Source organism: Pontiella agarivorans, assembly GCF_034531395.1.
Taxonomy (GTDB): Bacteria; Verrucomicrobiota; Kiritimatiellia; order Kiritimatiellales; family Pontiellaceae; genus Pontiella; species Pontiella agarivorans.
In genome coordinates, this window is record NZ_JARVCO010000002.1 from 336,729 (window position 1) to 359,570 (window position 22,842).

General features: G+C 51.1%; 26 protein-coding genes. All 26 read left to right on the top strand.

Features of this window, described 5'->3' with window-relative positions; translation table 11 throughout:
* Nucleotides 1-49: 49 nt before the first annotated feature.
* The 26 genes from P9H32_RS01335 to fliF all read left to right on the top strand — a co-directional run bounded on the left by P9H32_RS01335 (nucleotide 50) and on the right by fliF (nucleotide 22,810).
* Nucleotides 50-751 carry a LysM peptidoglycan-binding domain-containing protein gene (locus P9H32_RS01335; protein ID WP_322607057.1) on the top strand — a complete coding sequence of 234 codons (702 nt, stop codon included), beginning with the start codon at nucleotides 50-52 and terminating at the stop codon, nucleotides 749-751.
* Nucleotides 741-1,496, top strand: coding sequence for a response regulator (locus tag P9H32_RS01340; RefSeq protein WP_322607058.1), 756 nt, complete (start codon nucleotides 741-743; stop codon nucleotides 1,494-1,496). Before P9H32_RS01335 ends, P9H32_RS01340 begins: the two co-directional genes overlap by 11 nt.
* Entirely contained in the window at nucleotides 1,489-3,726 is a 2,238-nt protein-coding gene (locus P9H32_RS01345) for a tetratricopeptide repeat protein (RefSeq protein WP_322607059.1), read from the top strand. The genes P9H32_RS01340 and P9H32_RS01345 overlap by 8 nt, the downstream gene beginning before the upstream one ends.
* Nucleotides 3,723-4,070 (top strand): hypothetical protein, encoded by a 348-nt coding sequence (locus P9H32_RS01350; protein WP_322607060.1) that lies wholly within the window; start codon nucleotides 3,723-3,725, stop codon nucleotides 4,068-4,070. Before P9H32_RS01345 ends, P9H32_RS01350 begins: the two co-directional genes overlap by 4 nt.
* Nucleotides 4,071-4,091: 21 nt before the next feature.
* Nucleotides 4,092-4,700, top strand: coding sequence for a helix-turn-helix domain-containing protein (locus P9H32_RS01355; protein ID WP_322607061.1), 609 nt, complete (start codon nucleotides 4,092-4,094; stop codon nucleotides 4,698-4,700).
* A 119-nt stretch (nucleotides 4,701-4,819) separates the two neighbouring features.
* Entirely contained in the window at nucleotides 4,820-5,476 is a 657-nt protein-coding gene (locus P9H32_RS01360; RefSeq protein WP_322607062.1) for a sensor histidine kinase, read from the top strand.
* A 12-nt stretch (nucleotides 5,477-5,488) separates the two neighbouring features.
* Nucleotides 5,489-6,871: a sigma-54-dependent transcriptional regulator gene (locus P9H32_RS01365; RefSeq protein WP_322607063.1), complete on the top strand. Its 1,383-nt coding sequence runs from the start codon at nucleotides 5,489-5,491 to the stop codon at nucleotides 6,869-6,871.
* 136 nt (nucleotides 6,872-7,007) lie between these two features.
* Nucleotides 7,008-7,445 (top strand): flagellar export chaperone FliS, encoded by a 438-nt coding sequence (fliS, locus tag P9H32_RS01370; protein ID WP_322607064.1) that lies wholly within the window; start codon nucleotides 7,008-7,010, stop codon nucleotides 7,443-7,445.
* Nucleotides 7,420-7,752, top strand: a complete 333-nt coding sequence (locus P9H32_RS01375; RefSeq protein WP_322607065.1) for a hypothetical protein — start codon at nucleotides 7,420-7,422, stop codon at nucleotides 7,750-7,752. Before fliS ends, P9H32_RS01375 begins: the two co-directional genes overlap by 26 nt.
* Nucleotides 7,753-7,805: 53 nt before the next feature.
* Nucleotides 7,806-8,102, top strand: coding sequence for a flagellar biosynthetic protein FliO (fliO, locus tag P9H32_RS01380; protein ID WP_322607066.1), 297 nt, complete (start codon nucleotides 7,806-7,808; stop codon nucleotides 8,100-8,102).
* Nucleotides 8,089-8,853 carry a flagellar type III secretion system pore protein FliP gene (fliP, locus tag P9H32_RS01385; protein ID WP_322607067.1) on the top strand — a complete coding sequence of 255 codons (765 nt, stop codon included), beginning with the start codon at nucleotides 8,089-8,091 and terminating at the stop codon, nucleotides 8,851-8,853. The genes fliO and fliP overlap by 14 nt, the downstream gene beginning before the upstream one ends.
* Nucleotides 8,854-8,857: 4 nt before the next feature.
* Nucleotides 8,858-9,121, top strand: coding sequence for a flagellar biosynthetic protein FliQ (locus P9H32_RS01390; RefSeq protein WP_322607068.1), 264 nt, complete (start codon nucleotides 8,858-8,860; stop codon nucleotides 9,119-9,121).
* A 9-nt stretch (nucleotides 9,122-9,130) separates the two neighbouring features.
* A complete protein-coding gene (locus tag P9H32_RS01395) occupies nucleotides 9,131-9,913 on the top strand; it encodes a flagellar biosynthetic protein FliR (RefSeq protein WP_322607069.1) in 783 nt (260 codons plus the stop codon).
* Between the two features lie 2 nt (nucleotides 9,914-9,915).
* Complete coding sequence (locus tag P9H32_RS01400) at nucleotides 9,916-11,016, top strand: EscU/YscU/HrcU family type III secretion system export apparatus switch protein (RefSeq protein WP_322607070.1); 1,101 nt, start codon at nucleotides 9,916-9,918, stop codon at nucleotides 11,014-11,016.
* 51 nt (nucleotides 11,017-11,067) lie between these two features.
* Nucleotides 11,068-13,170, top strand: a complete 2,103-nt coding sequence (gene flhA, locus P9H32_RS01405) for a flagellar biosynthesis protein FlhA (RefSeq protein ID WP_322607071.1) — start codon at nucleotides 11,068-11,070, stop codon at nucleotides 13,168-13,170.
* Between the two features lie 28 nt (nucleotides 13,171-13,198).
* Entirely contained in the window at nucleotides 13,199-14,074 is an 876-nt protein-coding gene (locus P9H32_RS01410) for a MinD/ParA family protein (protein WP_322607072.1), read from the top strand.
* Nucleotides 14,071-14,331 (top strand): hypothetical protein, encoded by a 261-nt coding sequence (locus P9H32_RS01415; RefSeq protein WP_322607073.1) that lies wholly within the window; start codon nucleotides 14,071-14,073, stop codon nucleotides 14,329-14,331. The genes P9H32_RS01410 and P9H32_RS01415 overlap by 4 nt, the downstream gene beginning before the upstream one ends.
* Entirely contained in the window at nucleotides 14,328-15,113 is a 786-nt protein-coding gene (locus P9H32_RS01420) for a sigma-70 family RNA polymerase sigma factor (RefSeq protein ID WP_322607074.1), read from the top strand. The genes P9H32_RS01415 and P9H32_RS01420 overlap by 4 nt, the downstream gene beginning before the upstream one ends.
* A 173-nt stretch (nucleotides 15,114-15,286) precedes the next feature.
* Complete coding sequence (locus P9H32_RS01425) at nucleotides 15,287-16,948, top strand: response regulator (protein ID WP_322607510.1); 1,662 nt, start codon at nucleotides 15,287-15,289, stop codon at nucleotides 16,946-16,948.
* The gene (locus P9H32_RS01430; protein WP_322607075.1) at nucleotides 16,941-18,176 is read left to right on the top strand and encodes a response regulator; all 1,236 of its coding nucleotides are present in this window, start codon (nucleotides 16,941-16,943) and stop codon (nucleotides 18,174-18,176) included. Before P9H32_RS01425 ends, P9H32_RS01430 begins: the two co-directional genes overlap by 8 nt.
* 50 nt (nucleotides 18,177-18,226) lie before the next feature.
* A complete protein-coding gene (locus P9H32_RS01435) occupies nucleotides 18,227-19,363 on the top strand; it encodes a response regulator (RefSeq protein WP_322607076.1) in 1,137 nt (378 codons plus the stop codon).
* A 13-nt stretch (nucleotides 19,364-19,376) separates the two neighbouring features.
* A complete protein-coding gene (locus tag P9H32_RS01440; RefSeq protein WP_322607077.1) occupies nucleotides 19,377-20,078 on the top strand; it encodes a response regulator in 702 nt (233 codons plus the stop codon).
* 53 nt (nucleotides 20,079-20,131) lie between these two features.
* Nucleotides 20,132-20,482 (top strand): flagellar basal body rod protein FlgB, encoded by a 351-nt coding sequence (locus P9H32_RS01445; RefSeq protein ID WP_322607078.1) that lies wholly within the window; start codon nucleotides 20,132-20,134, stop codon nucleotides 20,480-20,482.
* Between the two features lie 11 nt (nucleotides 20,483-20,493).
* Entirely contained in the window at nucleotides 20,494-20,922 is a 429-nt protein-coding gene (gene flgC, locus P9H32_RS01450; protein WP_322607079.1) for a flagellar basal body rod protein FlgC, read from the top strand.
* Between the two features lie 10 nt (nucleotides 20,923-20,932).
* Nucleotides 20,933-21,241 carry a flagellar hook-basal body complex protein FliE gene (gene fliE / locus P9H32_RS01455; protein ID WP_322607080.1) on the top strand — a complete coding sequence of 103 codons (309 nt, stop codon included), beginning with the start codon at nucleotides 20,933-20,935 and terminating at the stop codon, nucleotides 21,239-21,241.
* Between the two features lie 33 nt (nucleotides 21,242-21,274).
* Complete coding sequence (gene fliF, locus P9H32_RS01460; protein WP_322607081.1) at nucleotides 21,275-22,810, top strand: flagellar basal-body MS-ring/collar protein FliF; 1,536 nt, start codon at nucleotides 21,275-21,277, stop codon at nucleotides 22,808-22,810.
* Nucleotides 22,811-22,842: the final 32 nt, after the last annotated feature.

The window sequence follows — 22,842 nt, forward strand, 5'->3', positions numbered from 1 at the left end:
GCGGAAAGATTCCCGGACGAGGTAGCAAACCGGTTTGGATATAGATGATATGAAAGCAGATGTCAGTAAAGGTACGGTGCTCATGGTATTTGCCGTTGTATTGCTCTCGGGCAGGAATCTGTCGGCAGTTCCTGTGGAGGTTCCGGTGGGAGCGCCCTCTCGGTTACAGACCTTGGAACGTAAAGCGAGTGAGTATGAACGCTACAAGGCGCAGTATCTTGAAATTCAGGAACTGTTCGACAACATGCTGGCTCTTCTTCCGGTCGATGAAGAAGAAGAGGCTGTGCCTACTCCCGAGACCGGATACGGAATGCTGTCCAACTTGCTTGAAAAAGCAAATCAATCGGATGCATTGGGTCGGGAACTTAAACGAGTGCAAGCGGAGAAAGAGCACATTCGGAAGCAGTACGAAGCCTTGAAAGAAGAGCATGAAGAGATGAAGGCTTCGTTTGCAAGCACAGCAGACGTCATTCAGGCACTGGAGACCGAATCTGAAAAATGGAAAGTCAAATCGGAAGGGTTGCGAGAGACCATAGAGCGGTTGCTTTTGGGTGAATTTGAGTATTACGAGGTGAAAGAAGGCGATTCACTGCAAAGTATTGCCGCCAACCCCATGGTCTATGGAGATCCTCTGCGCGCCACCTGGCTGCGGCAGGCCAACCATCGTCAGGTCGAGAATCCCGATAATTTATCTCCCGGTGAAGTTCTGGTTGTGCCCCGATTCCCAAGGAACGGATCGTATGAATTTTAGCAACAAGGATGAGGCCATGGAATTGAATGCCAAGGTGCTGGTATTGGACGATGAGCCGCTGGTCCGGTTGCTGATCTGTTCAAAACTGGAGCAGGCCGGAGCGCAGGTGAGCGAGGCCGGTTGTTGTGCTGATGCACTCAAGCTGATGAGGAACACCCGGTTCGATGCCGCGTTGTTTGACTATCGTTTGCCGGATGGAAACGGAATTGATGTGGTTCGTCTTTTGCGCAAGGAGGGGTTCGAATTACCTATTGCAATGCTCAGCGGAGAGGCGGCAGATCTCGAAGAGAAAACCGTGAATGATCTCGGTATTTGTGCCGTATTTCCGAAACCGCCCGATGTGGCACTGATTGCAAGAACGCTGGCGCGAGAGGCAGGTTGTTCAACGATTAAGGAAACGGTAAGGGTGGGGCGCTATGTGTATGTTAAAGCCGATCCCGCCGATACGCAAAACTGGTCCGAGTGGGCGGGTAATGATTGGCTGGCGGTTGATTTTTCAGCATGGCCTTCCGATTCATTGCCGTCGGCAATGATCGATTTCATTCGCATGCCGCGTCGTGGAATGGCCGTGGTGGGTGCAACGCCGGCTTTGTGTGAATATTTTGATGCGCTGGATTTGAATATTGAATTTGCCGCCGGGATTGATGAGTTGGCCGCGCTTTCGCGGCGTCCGACAACGCCGTTGGAACGCGCTGCTCTTTTGGAATCGGTACAACCGGGGAAATTGACGGAATCTCATGCGTAAAATAGTCATCATTTTAGGGCTGGTGCTCTGTGCCGTTGTAATGGAAGGCCTTGTTTTTTTTGCAAGTTCGCGGATGCCGGCTGAAGCTGAAATTCCTGAACTGGAAGAGCCGTCCTCTTCAACGTTTGATGAAATGCTGGCCAACGCGGCTCTCTATAAGGAGCAGCGGCGGTTTGACGTGGCCCGTGAATTTGTCCGTCTGGCCCTTGATCGGGCAGCGACCCGGCATGAGCGTGCTTTAGCCGGCCACCAAATGGGGGGGTTGTTATTTGAAGACTATCTTCGGGGCGGAAGCTCCCGCCCCGGTGCAGCGGTTTTGTATCTTCAGGCGGCATTTGATGAGTACGATCAGGAGTTTGCTTTACAGGCGGAAGTCGGGCTGGAATTGCTGGATGTTCTGGAAGAGATGGGCGACGAACCGCACTTCCTGGAATATCTGGAAAGGATGATTACAACGGCCGAAGAACCGGAATGCCTGATCAAGTTATGGCGCCGTAAATTTGAGTTTCTGATGAATTCAAATCGGGGCTGGCGCGAATTAACTATAGCGTTGGCCACTGCGGAAGCGATACCGCTCCAGTCGGCGGAGTGGGCGGATCTTCTGGCGGATGTAAAGCTGCATTCCCGCGAAAAGCTGTTGGCCGACGACAGCTGGCTTGAAGCTTATGCCCTGACAGAGGGCGGAGAAGGACTGGCTGCCTACAGGATGCGGATCTTTCATGAAATTCGAAAGAAGCTGGAGCGGATTATCGAATTCGGGGAAAAAGAACAGCAGGAAGAGGCCTTGTTGCGGTTGGCCAATGCAATGGTGTCGGTTGAAAAGTATGAAGAAGCTCAAACGTATCTGACGGATTTTCTTGAAAGGGAGCCGACGCATAACTTAACCGAAGCGCTTATGCTGTTGAGTCGGATTTCGCGGGTTCAGGGCGAGGTTGCCTACGCGGCCGAACTGGCCGAATTGCTCATCCGGCGATTTGATTTTAACGCGCACTCGCAAGCGGAAATTCTTCAGGTTGTAGAGCTGTTGGAAGAACATGAACTGTATGAAGACGCTTTAGGGCTATTGCAGGGTTGTTTCAGTTTCGGCGATCCCGCAGGTCGGGAGTTCGGACCGCTGATTGCCCGAGCTGCGGTGCTTGAAGAGCGGCTCGGCGATCATGATCATGCGTTGAATTATATGAATCAGCTTCAGCAGTCAGATGCGAATGATGCATTTGCAATGGCATTTTCTAAGTTGATAGATCTGAACATGGCCGAAGGAAACTATGAGGTGGTTGAAGATTGGGTGCTTCGGTTTATCGGTCGAATTCCTGAGCGCTCCGCAGCTTATCAGAATTCCTTGTTTTCGTTGTTTGAGGCGAAATATTGGCTGGACCGCCCCGTACTTGAACAGCTGTTTGTTGGATCGGCTGCCATTCAGAATATTCCCGAAGATCCGCGTGTGGGTTCGGTGGAGTTGCGTATGGCCCGGTACATTGAGGATATGAAACTGACTGATCTGGCGGTTTCCTACTATAACCGGATCGGTTTGCTTAATTTTTTCCAGGGCAATGAACACAATGCAACATTCAATGATAATATCAGTGAACAGGCGATGCTCGGAAAAGCCCGGTGTTTGAAAAAGCAGGGAGACTGGTCGGCGGCGGATCATCTTTTCAGAGAATTATGCAACCGGACAACGTCTCCATTGGTTAAATCGGAAGCGGCAGTGGGGTGGGCGGAACTCGCCAAGCGTTTCGGGCAAAAAAAGGAAGCCGCGCGGCGCTACGACCTGGCCTATGTTCAGATGCTGTCTGCTCCGGATCAGGTGCGCTATACGTTGGGACGTTTAAATTTGCAGGGGGATGAAAAATTTCGTGATCCCGCTGTTATGGAGGATAATCTTTCTTTGTTTCTCAATTTGCCGGACGGCGAACGGCGCAAGGCTTTGGCGGCTTATTTCAACGATACGTTTGATTATTTGTACGAGGCCGGAGATGAACGGGCAATGTTGCGCCTGATTGATCTAGCATACCAGTCTGATTACGCCGAATGGCTGCCGATTCAGAGTTATGTGCTCCGGCTCTATGAAGACCGGTTTCAGACCGAAACACTCGAAGGACTGGGCCGCACACTGCGTGAAAAGGGCGAAATTGCGGATGCTTCTCTTGCCGAACTTGCGCAGGTGGTTGATCAGATGGAGTTTTTAGTCGCAACAGTGAAAAAACATCGGAAAAAGGTCGTGGAATGACTGAACATAAAATCAGCAACTGTATAGATCACATTCAGACCCTCTGTGAACAACTGAATCGTGATAATGAACGGGTCAAACAGCAAGGGCGCATGGCGACCTTGGCCGAAGCCCGGCAGATGGATAAACTTTCCTTAGCTCTGATAGAAGAAATCCGAAGTCTTCCCCCCAATGCCTGCAGTCTGTTGGAAAATCCAGAGCAACAACATCGGGCGAGAGCCGTTATGGCTTCGGTTCGCACGATGTTGGAGCACGTGGCTCAGCCGGCTCTGTTATCCAGCTCAAAAGAGAAGCGGATTCCTCCGGCGGCATCACGGCGGATGGAAGCCTACGGCACTTGTTAAGCAGGAAGAAATGAGATGGATATGATGGAAACAGCACTTGTGGTGGATGAGGATTTTTTAATGCGCGGCTATGCACTCGACCGTCTTAAGCAGGAAGGTGTTTATGCGATAGAAGCGTCTTCCGGAAAAGAACTGTTACGCCTGCAGGCAAGTCAGAAATTCGATCTTGTATTTGCCGATCTGGATATTTTTCAGACCGCTGACGGAGTGTTTAATAGAGAACCGGATACGATTTATGTGGTGATGACTTCGTTTCGTAATGTGGACAAGGCCATTCAACTGGTCAGCAGCGGGAAAGTGTATGACTATTTGGTAAAACCTTTCTCGCCTGAACAGGTCTCCGTCATCATTTCACGGACCCGGGAGTTGCTCCGGCTGCGTGCTCAGATTGAGTTGCTTGAAAAAAAAGCGGCTCCGGCCGATCGAAGGCCTCAGCCGATGGCGTCGCCGGGAGTTTCCTCGGAATCGACAACCAATCTGCAGGACCTCGAGCGCCAAACTATAATGCGGGTATTGCACGAAACCCGCGGCAGCCGAACTGTGATGGCTGAAAAGCTGGGAATCAGTGTTCGTACTTTGCGGAATAAGTTGACCCAATATAAGCAGGATGCGTCGATACAGCTCCCCTGATTGCTGATAGGATCAATCACGTTTATATTCGATAAATTGAAAAGTCCGCTTGTGTTTACTTTTTAGCTAGATACTGTTTGTCGGGATTTTCTGTATTGAATGTAGTAGGGAGACGCGGTGTGATTTTAGATGCTGATGGAACGGGACGAATGGTGCGGCTTTTGCGGCATCGGTTATTGAATGTTGTATCCGGTTTGAAATCGGCCAATAGTTTGTTGGCTTCTGAACTTGATGATCGGCTTACGGCGCGGGAGCGCGAATATTTCCCGCTGATGGACAAGGAATACGATAAGATATCCGACATCGTCGGGCGTATTGAGGCTCTTTTCGGTATTCTGCCGAAGTCGGAATTCGTTCCGTTGCAGGATGCTTTGTCCATGGTGGTGACGAATCTGAGAGAAACCTTCCCTATGGCAGAGATCCGGCTGGATATTGTTTGCAAAGATTCCGAGCAATTGGTGTGCAAGACGACGATCGAAACCGTGCTGCATGAAGCGGTGGGCAATGCCTACGAAATTTCGAGAAAACCCGTTAAAATCGTGATTTGCGATGTTGATGATCGGCTTTCAATTCGTGTTTTAGATCAGGGGGAGGTTCTATCAACGGAGGTTCAGGATATGGCCTTTGAGCCTTTTTATTCAACACGCAGCCGGCATTTAGGAGTGGGGTTATCCATTGTCAAACGGCTGGTTGAGCATCGTAGTGGAACGGTATCTATCGGTGTTGAAAATGATGAAAACGTGGTGGAATTTATTCTGCCTCGCATGAGTTTATAGGAGACAGAGGTTATGGGGAAAACTGAAAGTTTCACCGATATCAAAGTACTGGTAGTGGAAGACGATGATCTGCTGCGCCGGGTCATGTATGACCGATTGACGGCGAGTGAATGCGAAGTGATGGCCGCGGATTCACTGCATGATGCTCACCGGTTACTCGCTTCTGCTTCGTTCGATATTATGATCACTGATATTCGGTTGCCTGATGGAAGCGGGTTGGACCTGCTGGAGGAACAGCGGGAAGCGGCTCCGGAGATGGCGATTGTGGTTATGACGGCATTTGCCGATGTGGATACTGCGGTCTCCGCCCTGAAGCAGGGCGCATTTGACTATCTTTCAAAACCATTTGAAGACGAGCAATTGTATAAAATTTTACGAAACCTTAAAGACAAGAGTAAGCTGACGCGGAAAGTGGAAACACTTAAGGATTATTCCTTGCGCGAGTTCGAAGGGTTTGTGCAGTTTGATCAAATGATCGGCACATCAGCGATGACTGAAATTTTCAATATGGCGGGACGGGTGGCCAAAAGCGGTGCCACGGTGCTGATTCTCGGGGAGAGTGGAGCGGGGAAAGGCATGTTGTCCAAAGCCATTCATCGTTCCAGTCCGCGCGTAAAAGAACCGTTTGTTGAAATTAACTGTTCGGCGATTCCTGAACACCTGCTTGAAAGCGAACTTTTCGGATATGAATCGGGTGCGTTCACGGATGCGAAAAATAAAAAACTCGGTCTCTTTGAAGTGGCCGAAGGCGGTACCATCTTTTTAGATGAGATCGGTGATATGGATTTAGCCCTGCAGGCCAAGGTGCTCAAGGTTCTGGAAGACCGGGAATTCCGGCGTCTCGGAGCATTACGTCCGACGCAAGTGGATGTCCGGATTATTGCGGCGACAAACCGTAATCTCAAAGAACTGGTTAAGGAAGGAACCTTCAGAGAGGATTTATTCTATCGACTGTCTGTTGTGCCCATCAAAGTTCCTCCATTGCGGAATCATCCGAACAGTATCGAACCGATGGCCAATTATTTTCTGCAGTTGTTCGCGAAGCAGATGGGGCGTGTTGTGCAAGGATTTGAGGCCGATGCATTGAGCATGCTTCGTGCATACAATTGGCCGGGCAATGTACGTGAACTGCGCAATGTCATTGAACGGGGGTTGATTCTGAGTGACGGTGACTACATTAAAGCTTCTGCTCTGAATCTGGACGTGGGAGCGGCACCGGCAAGCGCCGAAGAGGGATCCAATCTGACTGAGCTGCTACCGTTGGCGGAAATAGAAAAACGACATATTAAACGGGTCTTGAAAACGTTAGAGGGCAACCGTAAGGCTGCGGCAGAAGTGTTGCAGATTCACCGGACGACGCTGTACAAGAAAATAGAAGTCTACGAGCTGGGATAGTTTCGAGATTCGGATGAAGGCTGTTGACGGGCGGTCTGAATCAAACAGAGGGACCTCATAAATTCTTCCCGTGTTGGTTTTCATGGCATCTGGACTGCTAACAAAAGAGCAGATTAGAAAGAAGGATGTAAAAGTCATGGCAGAATTGAACCAATATCAGAAAGCGGCAGTGAATACGGCTACTGCGATGGAACTTGTATTGATGGTATACGATGAGTGCATTCGAAGTCTGGAGAAGGCGGAAGAGGCGTTTAAACTGGAAGGACCTGAGCGCATTGAACCCATCGGAAATCATTTGAGACATGCTCAGGATGCGATTACTGAGTTGTCTGTTTCTTTGGATCTGGAACGCGGCGGAGAAATTGCTGAGAACCTTAATCGCCTGTACGATTTCATGAGAAATCATCTGAGTCAGGCCAATCTCAAGAAAGAACTGCAGCCGGTACAGGATGTTAAAGAGATGATGGTGGATCTGCGCGGTGCCTGGAGTCAGGTTGCCGAGCAAGCACCCATGTTGGCCCCGGAGCCTCCTGGAGGAAATCGAGGCAATGGAAGGATCACTCTCGCGGGCTAGCGATATCATGACGTTGCTCGAACAGCTTGAACAAATTGAGAATCGGCTGGAACGTTCGTTCCGTCTAGGCCGTTTTGATACCTTTAATCAATTATTGTCTGATCGCTTTGTCGTGTTGAAGAAAGCGCGTCAATTGCCGGAAAATGAGGTTTTTTTTGAGCGGGCGCGTCAGCAGAGTAATCGCTGGAATGAACTGCTTAGAAAGCGGGTTCGCGAGCATCGTCAGCGGCAAATGCAGGAGAAGACGATCCAGGGCTACGGCAGGGAAGTGCCGAAGTCGGGGCGCATGCTCAATCGTTCGGTATAGTCTTTTCTTTGGTCGCTTAAGTCCCGTGGCATCGGGCCTGCTTTAATGCAGGTATGGAAACGAATGGAATGGGAATGGGGGACGGCAGCCTGGAAATCATCCGCATGATGGTTTCGCTCGTTATTGTTCTGGGGATGATGTATGCGGCCTACTATTGGCTGAAACGGCGCGGCACCATGCCTGGTGCGACGCAAAAGCGTTTGCGGGTTATTGAGCGTCTGCCGATTGATACCCGGCGAAGTATCCTGCTGCTGCAAATCGATGGGGAGGAAATGCTCGTCGGGGTAGGCAGTGATAGCATCTCTCCCATCAAGAGTCTCAAACAAGAGGTCGGGAATGATGAAGCGTAAGCGCATATTGTTTCTCATGTTTCTTTGTTTCGGTGCATGCTTTGCCGCCTGGGGGCAGCAAGCCAGTTCATTGACAGCACCGGGTTTGAATATTCAGATCGGTACGCCGGGCGAAGATGCTGAAGGGCTCGGACAGGCCATCCGAATTGTGCTGTTGCTGACTGTGCTCAGTCTTGCGCCCTCGTTTGTAATCCTTACCACTTCATTCACCCGTATCTTGGTGGTGTTCGGTTTCTTGCGGCGTGCACTGGGAACCCAGTCCGCACCGCCGACACAGGTTTTGGCGGGGTTGTCGCTTTTTCTGACTATTTTCATCATGCTCCCGGTTTGGAAGCAGATTGATAAAGAAGCCATTAAGCCATATCAGGCGAAAGAACTTTCCGCTGAAAAAGCCTGGGAGGCCGGCTTCAAGCCGCTTCGTAAATTCATGGCGAGCCAAACCGGAGAAACAGAATTTGCTTTGTTTGTGGAGCTTGGCGGAACGCAGGTTCAGGAAATGGAGCAGGCCGAAATGAGTCTGCTGGTTCCGGCATTTATTCTGAGTGAGCTTAAGACCGCTTTTAAACTCGGTTTTCTGATCTATCTTCCCTTTCTGCTGATTGATCTGGTTACGGCCACGGTATTGATGTCGCTGGGGATGATGATGCTGCCGCCGATGATGGTATCGCTTCCGATCAAAATTCTGTTTTTTGTATTGGCCGACGGATGGACGGTTTTGATCCGGGGCATTTTAGCGAGTTTCATGGGATAAAACGATGACGCCTGAAGCTGCACTTGAAGTTTGTCATTTTACGCTCGTTACAGCGGCCAAGTTGTCGGCGCCCTATCTTTTGGCCACGGTGATTATCGGGGTTTTAATGAATATTCTGCAGACTGTGACGCAGCTCAAAGATCAGTCACTCTCCTTTATTCCCAAAGTCGCTGTTGTGGGCGTGGTGGGGCTGTTGGCACTTCCCTGGGAACTTACGGTGCTGATGGGTTACTTTAATTATATTATTGAACTGTTCGGTTCGGTTTAAGGCGAAGCCATGCATCTGCATCTTCCTCTCTATCCAATAACCCTTTTGCTGGTGCTGTTTCGCTTTGCGGCCCTCGTCGGTATGACCGCCATTTTCGGTCGGAAACTCATCTCGGTTCGGATTCGTATGGCCATCGCTATGGCGTTGACCTGGTTTGCCGCTTCACACCTTCCGCCGGAATGGGCGGCACACTGTCAGCGTATTACCACCATCGGGGCTTTGGTGATGGCCGTGCTGGGTGAACTCCTGCTCGGCGCAGCGATGGGGCTGGTTTGTGATATGTTTTTTGCCGTGCTGAATATGACCGGTTTAATCATCGGCCGCGAAAGTTCGCTCATGATGGCCCGTATGATGGATCCGGCCAGCGGGGAGGACGATATTATTGTCAGTACGCTGTTCGGCCTGCTGCTGTCCTTGCTGATTTTGCTGTGGGATGGCCATCTGTTTTTGATCAAGCTCGTGATGCAGAGCTTTCAGGTCTTACCGCCGGGATTCGCTTGGTTCCGGAAGGAAATATTCGAAATGTACACGCTGCTCGGGAGCGACATTTTTGCCTGGGGGGTTCGTTTTGCGCTGCCCGCGATGGTTGGTGGGTTGCTGGTTGCTGTGGCGATGGGGTTGATGGCTAAAATGGCTCCTGAATTTAATGTGTTGTTTTTATCTCTTCCTATACGCCTTGCGGTGGGTATCGGCCTGCTGACTATCTTTTTGCTCTATGGCCGTGATCCGCTGTATCACGTGTTTGAAACGATGCTGTTCCACATGAAATATGTTCTGTTGGGAGGGGTTTAGTCATGGCTTTTCTCTATCCCGAAGAAGGTGCGGACGGAAAAACGGAGCGTGGCACCGAGAAAAAGCGTAAGGATGTGCGCAAAGACGGCAAGGTGGTACTTTCGAATGAGGTGGTTACGGTGGCCGTCATTGTCTGTGCCATTCTTGTTTTTATGATTACGTTGCCGATGTTGCGACACTATTTAACCGGCTTCATACTCAACTGGACGCAGGTGGACGTTACGGGCAGTTGGAATATTGACCTTGTGCAGGGACTCGTCACACAGGGGACCTTGCTCTGTGCGCTCGGAATCATGCCCATCGGGTTGGCGGTGATGTTCGGCTCCATCGTCGCCAGTGTGGCTCAAACCAAACCGTTTTTTCAGACCGAAGCACTGAAGCTTAACTTCAAGGCCTTAAGTCCATCCGCCGGCGCGAAGGAGCTTTTCTCGAAGGACAGCATCGTTAAGCTGGTGCTGTCCATGCTGAAAGTAATTGTGATTTCACTGGTTGTGTGGGGGGTGGTACGCCAACACATCGGGGAACTGGCATTCCTGCATCGGCTGAGTATTACTGAAGCGCTTCAGTGGTTTATGATTCTGTTTTACCGCATTGTCTGGCGCGTGCTGATCCTTTTCACTTTTGTGGCTGTGCTTGACTGGATCAAAGAAAAGCGCAAGTTCGAAAAAAGCATCATGATGACCAGGCAGGAAGTGCGGGATGAGCACAAAAACCAGGAATCCAGTCCGCAAATGAAGCAGCACCTGCGTCGTAAAATGCGCGAATTATCTACGGCCCGTATGATGGCGTCTGTACCGGATGCCACGGTGGTGATCACCAACCCGACCTTTCTGGCTATTGCGATTAAATACGATTCAGCCAACGGCGGGGGCCCCGTTGTGGTGGCTAAAGGTAAACGCCTGTCTGCCAAACGTATCCGTCGACTCGCGGAAGAAAACGGGATTGCTGTAATTGAGCGAAAACCGCTCGCACGCGCTATGTACAATAAGGTCGAAGTCGGAAAGCCGGTACCTGCGGCTTACTATCAATCCATCGCGGAACTGCTGGCTTATCTCTACCGTATGGGCGATGCCCGAATCCGGACACAGCTGGCGCGTCGATGAGGTGAAATACTGGTTTTTGGCCTTTGGCATCGGGACTGCTTTACATGTGGTATGTTGAATATTCGTAAATCAGATATCGTAACTTCGCTGGTCCTTTTACTGGTTCTGGCGGTCATGTTCATCCCGATTCCCACGCCGCTGCTAGACATGCTGCTGGTTATCAATATTGCCGTCAGTATTCTGATGATGGTCTATATTATCAGCATTAAGGATCCTTTGGAATTTTCCTCCTTTCCGACGGTGCTGTTGCTGGTGACGCTGATGCGGCTTTCGGTGAATGTTTCTTCCACCCGGCAGATTCTGCTCAATGCCTTTGCCGGTGATGTGATTGAATCATTTGGCGATTTTGTTGCGGGAGGTAACTACCTGGTCGGTCTGGTTATTTTTGCCATTATTGTGGTCATCAATTTTAAGGTAATTACGAAGGGTTCCGGTCGTATTGCCGAAGTGGCGGCCCGCTTCACGCTGGATGCACTTCCGGGAAAACAGATGAGTGTTGATGCCGACCTTAATCAGGGAATCATTGACGAGAAAGAAGCGATTGCACGCCGTGAAAAACTGGTCAAGGAAACGGATTTCTACGGGGCGATGGACGGGGCCAGTAAATTTGTCAGCGGCGATGCCATGGCGGGTTTGATTATTATTGTTCTTAACATTATCGCCGGCTTCGCCATTGGAATGACGCAAAAGGGTATGGGGGCCGGCGAAGCACTCTCTCGCTATACCATCCTCACCATCGGTGACGGCCTGGTGTCGCAAATTCCGGCACTGGTTATCTCCACAGCTGCCGGTGTGCTTGTGACCCGTGCTACGAGCGACGGCGACCTGGGTATGGAAGTTAAAGGACAGCTTTTCTGTCAGCCGCGCCCGATGATGCTAACCGGCGGTATGTTGGTTGCTGCCGGGCTTGTTCCCGGACTGCCTTTTTTCCCGTTTATGCTCATTGGAGTAATTTCCGGCGGTATGGGCTACGCGTTGAATGTGAAACAAAAACGCGATGGGGGGAAACCTGCACTTGCCGACGGGAGTGTTGCCGGGCAGCTTGATTCTGCCTCTGCGGGAGTTCCGGCCGTTGCAAAGCCCGCTGCCGAGCCAACCGCTAAAGCCTATAAAGACATTTTGAATATCGCAGCTATGGAACTGAAAATCGGGTTCGGACTGGTCCATCTGGTAGACCGCCAGCAGGGCGGTAACCTGATTGACCGTATCGGTAATGTCCGCCAACAGGTGGCCGAGGCCATGGGAATTATTGTTCCGCCGGTGAATGTGCAGGATGATATGGGACTGGCCAGTAATGAATATCGCGTATTGGTTCGCGGGTTGGAGGTGGCGCGCTACACGATGGCCTCGGGTTGCCTGCTCGCCATCGATCCTTCCGGAGAGGTGGAGCTTGAGGGCTTTCAGAAAGCAAAGGATCCGTCTTTTGGGTTCAATGCTTATTGGGTACCGGAAGGGCGTCGCAGTGTGGCCGAGGCTCGCGGCCTGACGTTAGTTGATTCCGCCAGTGTGATCACCACGCATCTGTCAACCCTTGTGCGGTCCCATGCAGCCGATCTGCTGGGGCGTCAGGATGTCAGCGATCTGATTGATCAGGTCAAGGATCACCACAAAGCAGTCGTTGAGGAGCTGATTCCCAGTAAACTGGAGATCGGTTCTGTACATCGCGTGCTTCAGGAGCTGCTGAAGGAGCAGGTATCCATTCGCGATCTGCCCACCATTCTCGAAACACTGGCCGACAGCGCCGCGCAAACCAAAGACATCGGTTTGCTGACCGAGCTTAGTCGTCACGCTTTGGGGGGTACCATTGTTCAGCCTTACCTTACGCCTGACGGTATGCTTAAAGCGATTGGTCTGCATCCAGATCTGGAGCAATTGTTGAAAGAGTCAGGTACCGCCATCGGAGCGACCACCACCTTGCGAATGGATCCGGAACTTGCGCGTGGCGTGCTCGATCATATCAGCACCGCTGTCGGGGCTGCTCGGGAAGCCGGTGCTGAGCCTGTTTTAATCGCGAGCCCTGCCGTGCGGCGGCTGGCCAAGCAGCTGGCTCAGTGCGAAATAAAAACCCTGCCGGTTCTCTCGCTGGGTGAGATTCCCGAATGGGTGAACGTTGATATCATCAACATGATTCCTGCACCAGCTAAAGCCGCCTAGTGTAGAAATGATCAACATGGAACATAAAATGGAACCAAAAGAACAAACCGCTGAAGCCACGGTATCCCGTCAGTTGCGTTGTCTTGCAATTGGCAGTGGGAAAGGGGGCGTCGGAAAAACCGTCATCTCTGTCGGACTTTCCGTGGCCTTGGTTGAAATGGGGTATCGTGTATTACTGTTTGATGCGGATCTGGGCTTGGCGAATGTTGACCTGCAAATTGGAATTGATCCGGTTTTTACCTTGCAGGATGTGGTCTACGGCGAATGTCCGCTTGAACAAGCTGTGGCATCGGTTCCCGGAGGTCCTGACGTTTTAGCCGCCTCATCCGGAGCCCGCGAGATGGCGACCATGAGCGAGTCGCGTCGGGAAATGCTGGTTGATGATCTGATCAGGTTTTCCGCCGGATATGATTTTCTGATTATTGATACCGAGGCGGGCATTGGTGCCGGTGCCATTGCTTTCCTGCAAGCCATGCCGCAAGTCAATGTGGTGGTGGCCAATGAGCCGACTTCTGTGATGGATGCATATTCGCTGATCAAAATACTTTCTGCAGAACCTGTTCCGCCGGAAATCCGGTTGGTGGTTAACAGCGTGAAAACCGAAGAAGAAGGGCAGCGCCTGGCGATGCGTCTGAACGAAACCATGAAACGTTTTCTGGGGCGCACCATCGAGATCGCCGGAATCGTGTTGTACGATTCTGTCGTGGGCGATGCGATTCGGGCGCGGCGCAGTGTGGTTCATTTTGCTCCGCAGTCTGCTCCGGCGATTGGACTGCGGCATCTGGCCCATTCCATCGTGTCTTCTAATAAGGCGCGCGATTTTGGTAAGCCGATGGATCGGAGTGCATTTGGAAATATGGCAACAGTGGGGCAAAGCGGTGCCGGCTCGGAGGACGAGAAATGAGTGCTGTATTAGTTAATCTCGCGATGGCCGTTGGTTCCTTGTTCAGCATATTTACACTGGTGATCGGCTTGTTACGGGGCGTGCCGATCTGGACCGGACTGTTCCGTGCATCTATTGTGATGGCAATTGGGACCGTTGTGGTTATGGCCTTTTTTCGTTTTTTCAATGTGGTTCTCTTTCGTTTTCTTGCAGAAAAACTTAAGGAACATCGTGAGCGGGAAGCTGTCCGGGATCCTGAAGGGATACCTAAAGGATGATCGCCGGAGCACCAGTTAAGCCGCCGGTTGTGATCAAGCAGTCTCATGAGGCACTTTGGGATGCGTTTCAAAATAACGGTGCAGAGGTTATAGACGCGCTGATTGAGGCCTATATGCCGCTCGCCCACCGGGCTCTGGAGCGTATCTCGATGCGATTGCCTTCGCATATTGCTGTCGATGATCTTTTGCAGGCGGCACTCGTTGGACTCTATAAAGCGGTTCTGGACTTTGATTCAACACGCGGCGTGCCTTTCGAAGGCTATGCCTATCCCCGTATCCGAGGAGCTATTCTGGATGAATTGCGTTCCTGTGATTCGCTTTCCCGCAGTAAACGCAAGCGGGTGGATCAGGTGGAACAGGTGATTTCTGAATGGATGAAAGAGTACGGCGAGATGCCTGCTGAAGAAGAAATCGCTGCCGAACTGGGGATGAGTATTGCGGAATTCAATCAGTTAATGGATGAAGCCAAACCTCTGTGTTCGCTGGATGCCGGCGGGGTCGATATGAAACCGCTGCATGAAACTCTTGCGGATCCGAACGGAGCATCGGAAGAGGGGGCTCACCGACACGATCTTCAACGGCTGCTGCGTATCGGATTCAGTAAGCTTGATCAGCGAGAACAGAAGATTCTTTATCTCTACTATTTTGAAGAACTTCGTTTGAGTGAGATCGCCATACTTTTCGACCTGACTGAAGCGAGAATTTCACAAATCCATGCGTTGAGCGTCGTACGTCTGCGAGCCGTTTTGCTCGATCAGTTCCCCTCGGAATTTGCGGCTTAATCCAAGGAACCGCTGTTCCGGATTATCCATAAAACCGACGGCACCATTTGGAGCTTGATGGGGATTTGTTTTTTTTGGGGAGATAAAATCATAAGGCATGAATCGTGCTTTGCTAGTAAATGCGGACCCGAAATAACGTATGGCAGGGAGGGGTTACCGGATGGCGGGGTTTGATGGAGAATAACAGTCAAGAACAGGAAATGGACAAAGGGTGCATTCTGATTGTGGACGACAGTCCTGCTATGCAACACCACCTCAAGACTTTATTGGGTAAAGCCGGCTATGAGCTTCATCTCGCGGCTCTGGGGGAAGACGCGTGCGTGCTCGCAAAACGAATTCGGCCTCATTTGATTCTGCTGGATGTCATGTTGCCGGATATGTCCGGTTATGAAGTTTGTAAATCGCTCAAACAAACGGAAGAAACCCGCGATATTCCGGTGGTATTTGTGAGTAGCATTACCGAGGTCGAGGAACGGATAAAAGGACTGAAACTGGGGGCTCTTGACTTTATTGCGAAGCCGATTGAGAAGAAAATTTTACTCACTAAAACCGACACGTATGTTCGGCTCTGCCGTGATGACCGTATGCTGAAGTCGATGCATGCTGAGCTTCAGGTTTCCTATTCCAAGCACAAGCAGTTTTCTCTTGCTCTGGACAATGCCTCTGAAGCCGTGGTCTTTACCGATACGCAGGGACAGATCACCTATTTCAATTATTTATTTCAATTGCTGACCCAGTATTCCCCCGAAACCGAAGCGGATCGGATGCTGGCCAATTATTTTATCAATCCGGCAAATCTTCAGACCGAATTATATAGAGTCTCATTAAAGAGTACTCCTTCTACGGTTGAATCCCGGATGAAAAACAGTACGAGGGAATTTCCGGTCATCATTAAGTGCTCGGCAATTTTGGATGAAAGTGGATGTCCGAAGGGCTTAATGCTGGTGATTCAAGATCAGACCGAGCGGATCAAATCCGATGCAGAACGTAAAAGTCTGGAGATGGAATTGTTCCATGCTCAAAAACTCGAAGCCGTGGGCCAGTTGGCATCGGGTATTGCCCATGAAATCAATACGCCGGTTCAATTTATTGGCGATAACATACACTTTATTCAGGATTCGCTGGTTCAGTTGTTCGATCTTCAGCAGGTGCAGGCAAAGCTTTTGGAAGCGGCGAAATCGGCAGGATTGGATGCCGCTCTGACGGATGCGGTTGAACAGGCACAGGTCAATGCCGATTTGGACTATCTTCTCGAGGAATTGCCCCTTGCCATTTCGCAGTCGCTGGAAGGGGTTGACCGTGTGGCCTCAATCGTACTGGCCATGAAGGAATTTGCTCATCCCGGAACGACAGAGAAAGCGCCCGCCTGTTTGCAGGAAGCCATTGAAACGACATTAACCGTGGCACGTAACAAGTGGAAGTATGTCGCTACGGTGGAAACTGATTTCGACGATGCGCTTCCGCCGGTTCCATGCCTGATAAGTGAATTCAATCAGGTCATCCTTAATTTGGTCGTTAACGCCTGTGATGCCATCAGTGATATTGTGGAGGGCACCGGTGAGAAGGGGCATATACTGATTTCGACGCGATTGGCGGGAGCTCATGCGGAAGTGAGCGTGCGGGATAGCGGTGGTGGTATCCCTGAAAAAATACAAAGCCGGATATTCGATCCGTTTTTTACAACCAAAGATGTTGGTCGCGGATCCGGCCAGGGGCTGGCTATTGCTCGGGAAGTCATTGTGAATAAGCACGGTGGTAAATTCTTTTTTGAGACTGAAGTGGGGGAGGGTACAACATTTATAATTCAGCTTCCTTTGGAGTCAGATCATGGATGAAAACAGCACAATGGAGGCGGTAACAGCTAAAAAGAAAATTCTGTTCGTCGACGATGAACCTAATATTTTACAGGGGTTCCGGCGGCTGTTACGGAATCACCGCACTCGATGGGATATGGAATTTGTGGCATCGGGACAGGAGGCGCTGGAGAAACTGGCGACGGACGATTTCGATATTATTGTGACGGATCTGTGCATGCCGACGATGAGCGGTGTGAACTTGCTTGATCAAGTGAAGACGCTGTATCCGAATATGATCCGCTTCATTCTTTCCGGTCATGCGGATTCGGATATGATCATGCAATCGGTCGGTGTGGCCCATCAGTTTTTAGCGAAACCTTGCGATGCGGAACTTTTTCAGGAAGCCATTACACGGGCAGTTCATTTGCAAAAGCTGCTTCATCCCAAACAGGTTCAGAGCATCATTCAGGACGGGGCGTCGTTGCCCACGTTGCCGGAACTTTATCAGGAATTGACCGCGGTTTTACAATCGCGCAACAGCAATGCTGAAAAAATAAGCGCAGTTATTTCAAAGGATGTATCCATTACAGCGAAGGTGCTGCAATTGGTCAATTCCGCCTTTTTCGGCCTCACGCGAAGGGTCGACAGTATTCCTCAGGCTGTGGGACTTCTCGGAGCGGGGACGATCAGTAATATCGTTATGATCTCCCAGGTGTTCGGGGAATTTGATCCCGGCAAGGTGGAAGAGTTCGGTATTCGCGATATTTATGCGCATTCGCTTACCGTCGGTTCTTATGCTGCCCGCCTGGTCAAGGCGGTCGGGCATTCCCGTAAATCAATTGATGAAGCGATGCTGGCCGGCATGGTGCATGAGCTCGGTAAACTTGTGTTGATCAACAGTAATAATGAGACGTGGCTGGAACTCTATCGTAATCGCAAGCAGTTGACCCAACCGTTCTGTGAGGCGGAGCGCGAGGCACTGGGCACCACCTATGCCGAAGTCGGTGCCTATCTGATTGGCTTGTGGGGACTGTCTAATTATGTGGTAGAAGCTGTGGCCGATCATATTCGTCCGGCGACTGCATTGAGTTCGGGAAGTTTCGGTTCGCTGGCGGCACTTCATTTGGCCAATGGTTTTTATTCGCATCAGAATCCGGATTTTGAAGGGAAATCCCCGCTCGATATGGATTATCTTGAATCGCTGGGGATTGTTGATCGGATTGATGAATTTCAACAACTATGCGCTGTCGGCGCGGATGAAAAATGACGGTTTGAATGCCGGCGGAAGCATCGGACCAGTAAAAAAAGGTTTATATTTTGAAAAACCAGATTCTCTTTGTAGATGATGAACAGAATGTTCTCGACGGTATCCGGCGTCAATTACGCAGGCAGTTCGAGATCGACACTGCTCTTGGGCCTGATGAAGGACTCAGATACATTGAAGAGGGAAAGTCATATGCAGTGGTTGTATCGGATATGCGCATGCCGGGTATGGATGGCATCAGCTTCCTCAACCGGGTGGCACAGCTGTCGCCTTTCACCGTGCGCATGATGCTCACGGGTAATGCTGACCAAAAGACCGCCAGTGACGCCGTTAACAAGGGGAATATCTTCCGGTTTATGAACAAGCCCTGTCCGACGGAAACCATGTCCATGCATCTGAAGGATGCCCTGCTGCAGTTCGAATTGGTTCATGCTGAAAAGGAACTGTTGGAAAAAACTCTTAAAGGCAGTATCGAGGTATTGGTCGAGATTCTTGCACTGACGAATCCTGTAGCTTTCAGTCGTGCCGAACGGATCAAATACTATATGTCTCAGTGCGTGCTGGCTCTGGGCAGGCATGATCTTTGGAAGTTTGAGGTGGCCGCCATGTTTTCGCAAATGGGCTATGTGACTATCCCCACTGATATCATGGAAAAATCTTTTGCGGGAATGGAACTGACTGATACCGAGTCGGCTATGATTACTGAGCACGCAAAGGATACCCATCGAATGATTGATAAGATTCCCCGTCTTGAGGATGTGGGAAAAATGATTGAGGTTATGGATTCCGATGATTGCGGAGAATGCGAAGGGGATGTCGTTGCTCTTGGCGGCCAGCTTCTGCGGACCATCATTGAATTTGACAGGCTGATGTTGCAGGGAGCGCGGCCCTATCAGGCGCTGCATACCATGCGGCAAGGGGCAGTCCCTTTCAACGAGCGTCTGCTCAAACTTCTTGAAGAAGTTCAGCCGCCTCAAATCGAAAAAACCGTTAAGTGTATCCACGTTCAGGATTTACATATCGGTATGGTGTTGGCCGAGGACATCCGTAATACCAGTAATACTTTGATTGTGAGTAAAGGCCAGTCGGTCAATGGTTTGATGCAACGGCACTTGGGGAATTTTCTTCGGCAGAAAACCATTGGCGAAAAAATTCGCGTATATGAAGAACGGCAGGTTTTTACCGTATGATCGGGATGTCGTTATGAAAGAAATCTTTCGAATTCTGATCGTCGACGACGATGCAAGCTTCAGGAGCGCGCAAAAGCGCAACGTACGGCGTATGCACCTGCGCATGAATGTGCAAGTGGAAATTCTCGAGGCGGCGAACGGGAGCGAAGCGTTGGAAATGATTAAGTCCCAATCGCCTGGATGCGTCCTGCTTGATCATAATATGCCTGGCGGTTCCGGGTTGAGCTGTCTGAAAAACATGCTGGATTATGATCCGGGACTGGCCATCATTATGCTGACAGGGCAGGGGTCCGAACAGCTGGCAGTCGATGCCATGAAAAATGGAGCAATGGACTATCTGGTTAAAGGTTCCATCTCGCCCGATGAGCTTCGACGTGCCATCCTCAATGCCATTGAAAAAGTTGAATTAAGGCGAACTATCGAGAGCCAGCGTGAAGAGTTGCTGGATGCTGAGCGTCAGCGAGTCATGATTGAGAGTCTGGGAACCGCCTGCCACCATATCGGGCAGCCCGCTACGGTGATCAATGCCTACCTGCAAATGATGGAACAGCAGGAAACCGATGGCGAAACGAGAGAAATGATTGCGGCCTGCATGAAAGCCTCCGAGGCGATGGCCGAGATTCTTCAGAAGCTCCAGTTTGTCAGTCAATATCGTGAAACCCCCTACCTTCCGGGATCAGAGCATGTCGGCGACGCCATTATTGCATTAGACTGAAACACGAATTTTCCCTCCCGTCTCTGTGGCATTGAGACTGCTTTAAGGGAGGCATGAATGAAACAGTTGAAATTCTAGGCAAGCTGATGGATGCAACCGCGCTCCGTCAGAAAGTGCTTTCCAATAACCTGGCCAATGCCAATACCCCCGGATATATCCGAAAGGATGTCGAGTTCAGTGCGGCTTTGGCCGATGCACTGGATGACGGTGTTGATGATATTCGTAAGGTACAGCCCGAAGTGATTTCCGATACCGATGCTCCGTTGGATAGCCGGGGAAACAGCGTTTCACTTCAAAAGGAAATGGGCGAAATTGCCCAGAATGCACTGCTTTATGATTTCGCCGCGGAAATGACAGGACAAAAATTCAACCTGCTCCGCAAAGCCATTTCAGGAACTAAGTAGCGAGGATCACCATGTCTGAAATTACACTGATGCCAGGAGTCAATATTTCCGCCTCGGGGCTCGATGCCGAGAGCCGACGGATGGAAGTTATTGCGAACAACGTTGCAAATGCCCAGACCACCCGGGGGCCGGATGGAAAAGTTTTTCAACGCAAGGATGTCGTATTCGGCCAGCGGCTCGATGCCGCGCTCGGAGAAGGAGAGCTTGGCGGTGTCGATGTTCTCGACATTGTCGCAGATACCTCACCGGGTCGGCAGGTTTACCGTCCGGGGCATCCGGATGCCAATGCGGACGGAATGCTCGAAATGCCTAATGTGAACTCGGTGGCTGAAATGGTGGATATGATGAGTGCCTCACGCGCATTCGAAGCCAACTTGTCCGCCATGAAAACCTCGCGAACCATGGCGGCTAAAGCCCTTGGGATCATGAGCGGAAAGTAGAGGGATTATCGTGGATATTTCAGCGTTATCATTGAATGGCCCTTCGCAACTGGGCCCCCTGCCGGGAGCCGCCGCGCGTCCGGTTGCGCCGGCGGCCGAACAGGGCTTCGGGGACATTCTGACCAATTTGGTAGACAAAGTGGATGGAATGCAGAAAGCCGCCGATGCTTCCGTGGGCGATGTGGTTTCGGGAAAAGTGACTGATGTCCACCAGGTGGCAGTGAAGGTGCAGGAGGCCGGGGTGGCTTTCGATTTGATGCTGGGTGTGCGCAACCGGCTGATGGATGCGTACCAGGAACTGATAAAGATGCAGGCGTAGGGAGTTTACAGAGATATGCGAGAGCCTTTAAACATGCTATCAAAACAAGTCCGTGAAATCTGGCGGCAGTTCGGGGTGTCACAGCGGATGAGTGTCATCATGTCGCTTATCGTGGCCGTGACTGCCCTTGGAGCTTTGCTCTACTGGGGAACACGACCGGATTTCCGTGTACTGTACAGTAACCTTACGCTGACCGACTCCGCCCAAATGAGGGAGAAACTCGAAGAAGCGAAAATTCCCGTCAAACTCGGCCAGTCCGGTATGACCATTTCTGTACCGGCCTCGAAGCTTTACACGGCTCGTCTGATGCTGGCATCCGAGGGCCTTCCCGGCGATTCCTCCACCGGATTTGAATTGTTTGAGCAGCCCAAATTCGGGCTCACCGACTTTGCGCAGAAGGTTAATTATCAACGGGCATTGCAGGGCGAACTCGAACGTACAGTAGCCGCGATGCAGGGTATTCGTGCCGCGCGGGTTATGCTGGTGCTGCCTAAAGAACATCTCTTTTCCTCTGAGGAGGAGCGCCGCGCACAGGCGTCGGTCATGCTTACTCTCAATGGTTCAACCGCGATTAGTGATGCACAGGTTCAGAGCATTGTTCATCTGTTGGCCAGTTCGGTTCAGAATCTCGATCCGACGCAGGTCACCGTGACGGATCAGTCCGGCCATTTGCTGACGCGTTCACACAGTGCGGATAATGTGATGGAACACGGCAACGAGCAATTGGATGTGCAGGAGCGCACGGAGCAACGGCTGGTTGCAAAGGCTCAGGATATTCTCGACCGGGCACTGGGCATGGGAAATTCCATTGTCCGGGTCAATGTTGATCTGGATTTCAGCGATACAGAGCAGCGGAATGAAATGTTTGATGCCGAAAACCGTGTGGCAACGTCTGAGCGGATTATTTCCGAAGACAAATCCGCCGGTGGCGGGGATCGTGCCGGCGGCCGGGCAGGCATTGTGGCCAATGTGTCGGTCGGAAATCCCACGGATATGAAACTCGACTCCAGCAGCAATAAAGATTCGAGCGAAGAGATTTATACCGAATATGTGGTGCCTTCGAATGTGAGTATGGTTCGGCAGAAGGGCATCCGCGTTGAACAGCTTTCGGTGGCGGTTTGTCTGGCGCAGAATGGGGACACGCCTCGCACCGAGGCGGAAATCAACGCGATTTCCGAGCTGGTTTCGAATGCGTTGGGAGTGAATCCCTCACGTTCGGACACGATTCACGTTACCGAAATGCCCTTCGTTGCGCCGCCGCAACCCGAGAAGCTGGAGTGGTGGGAGCGATTGCCTGTGAGTTACGATACGGTGTTTAAAGGTATGGGCGGGCTGGTGGCGCTGTGCATTGTCTTTGGAGCAAGCCGTAAAGTGAAACGGGCCTTGTTGGTGAGTACACCATCCCTCGATACGCCGATTAATGAAGCGCGCCAGGAAGAGCAGGAGCGCATCATTAAGGAAGAGCCTCAGGATATGGAAACGTATATTGAAACTGTCGATCAACTGGCCAGAAACCATCCCCAAACGGTTGCGGCATGGATTACGAACGCAGCGGAATGGAATGGATAGGTGAGCGGGGTGAACGTGTCTGAACAAGGATT

Bases quoted from the DNA above. Each gene is read 5' to 3' on its own strand.
- P9H32_RS01345 (WP_322607059.1), top strand. From the start codon at position 1,489: ATGCGTAAAATAGTCATCATTTTAGGGCTGGTGCTCTGTGCCGTTGTA.
- P9H32_RS01400 (WP_322607070.1), top strand. From the start codon at position 9,916: ATGGCTTTTCTCTATCCCGAAGAAGGTGCGGACGGAAAAACGGAGCGT.
- flhA (WP_322607071.1), top strand. From the start codon at position 11,068: ATGTTGAATATTCGTAAATCAGATATCGTAACTTCGCTGGTCCTTTTA.
- flgC (WP_322607079.1), top strand. From the start codon at position 20,494: ATGTCTGAAATTACACTGATGCCAGGAGTCAATATTTCCGCCTCGGGG.
- fliS (WP_322607064.1), top strand. From the start codon at position 7,008: ATGGCAGAATTGAACCAATATCAGAAAGCGGCAGTGAATACGGCTACT.
- P9H32_RS01390 (WP_322607068.1), top strand. From the start codon at position 8,858: ATGACGCCTGAAGCTGCACTTGAAGTTTGTCATTTTACGCTCGTTACA.
- P9H32_RS01425 (WP_322607510.1), top strand. From the start codon at position 15,287: ATGGAGAATAACAGTCAAGAACAGGAAATGGACAAAGGGTGCATTCTG.
- fliF (WP_322607081.1), top strand. From the start codon at position 21,275: ATGCTATCAAAACAAGTCCGTGAAATCTGGCGGCAGTTCGGGGTGTCA.
- P9H32_RS01340 (WP_322607058.1), top strand. From the start codon at position 741: ATGAATTTTAGCAACAAGGATGAGGCCATGGAATTGAATGCCAAGGTG.
- fliP (WP_322607067.1), top strand. From the start codon at position 8,089: ATGATGAAGCGTAAGCGCATATTGTTTCTCATGTTTCTTTGTTTCGGT.
- P9H32_RS01335 (WP_322607057.1), top strand. From the start codon at position 50: ATGAAAGCAGATGTCAGTAAAGGTACGGTGCTCATGGTATTTGCCGTT.
- P9H32_RS01420 (WP_322607074.1), top strand. From the start codon at position 14,328: ATGATCGCCGGAGCACCAGTTAAGCCGCCGGTTGTGATCAAGCAGTCT.
- fliO (WP_322607066.1), top strand. From the start codon at position 7,806: ATGGAAACGAATGGAATGGGAATGGGGGACGGCAGCCTGGAAATCATC.
- P9H32_RS01395 (WP_322607069.1), top strand. From the start codon at position 9,131: ATGCATCTGCATCTTCCTCTCTATCCAATAACCCTTTTGCTGGTGCTG.
- P9H32_RS01375 (WP_322607065.1), top strand. From the start codon at position 7,420: ATGGAAGGATCACTCTCGCGGGCTAGCGATATCATGACGTTGCTCGAA.
- P9H32_RS01355 (WP_322607061.1), top strand. From the start codon at position 4,092: ATGATGGAAACAGCACTTGTGGTGGATGAGGATTTTTTAATGCGCGGC.
- P9H32_RS01365 (WP_322607063.1), top strand. From the start codon at position 5,489: ATGGGGAAAACTGAAAGTTTCACCGATATCAAAGTACTGGTAGTGGAA.
- P9H32_RS01415 (WP_322607073.1), top strand. From the start codon at position 14,071: ATGAGTGCTGTATTAGTTAATCTCGCGATGGCCGTTGGTTCCTTGTTC.
- P9H32_RS01445 (WP_322607078.1), top strand. From the start codon at position 20,132: ATGAATGAAACAGTTGAAATTCTAGGCAAGCTGATGGATGCAACCGCG.
- P9H32_RS01440 (WP_322607077.1), top strand. From the start codon at position 19,377: ATGAAAGAAATCTTTCGAATTCTGATCGTCGACGACGATGCAAGCTTC.
- P9H32_RS01430 (WP_322607075.1), top strand. From the start codon at position 16,941: ATGGATGAAAACAGCACAATGGAGGCGGTAACAGCTAAAAAGAAAATT.
- P9H32_RS01350 (WP_322607060.1), top strand. From the start codon at position 3,723: ATGACTGAACATAAAATCAGCAACTGTATAGATCACATTCAGACCCTC.
- P9H32_RS01410 (WP_322607072.1), top strand. From the start codon at position 13,199: ATGGAACCAAAAGAACAAACCGCTGAAGCCACGGTATCCCGTCAGTTG.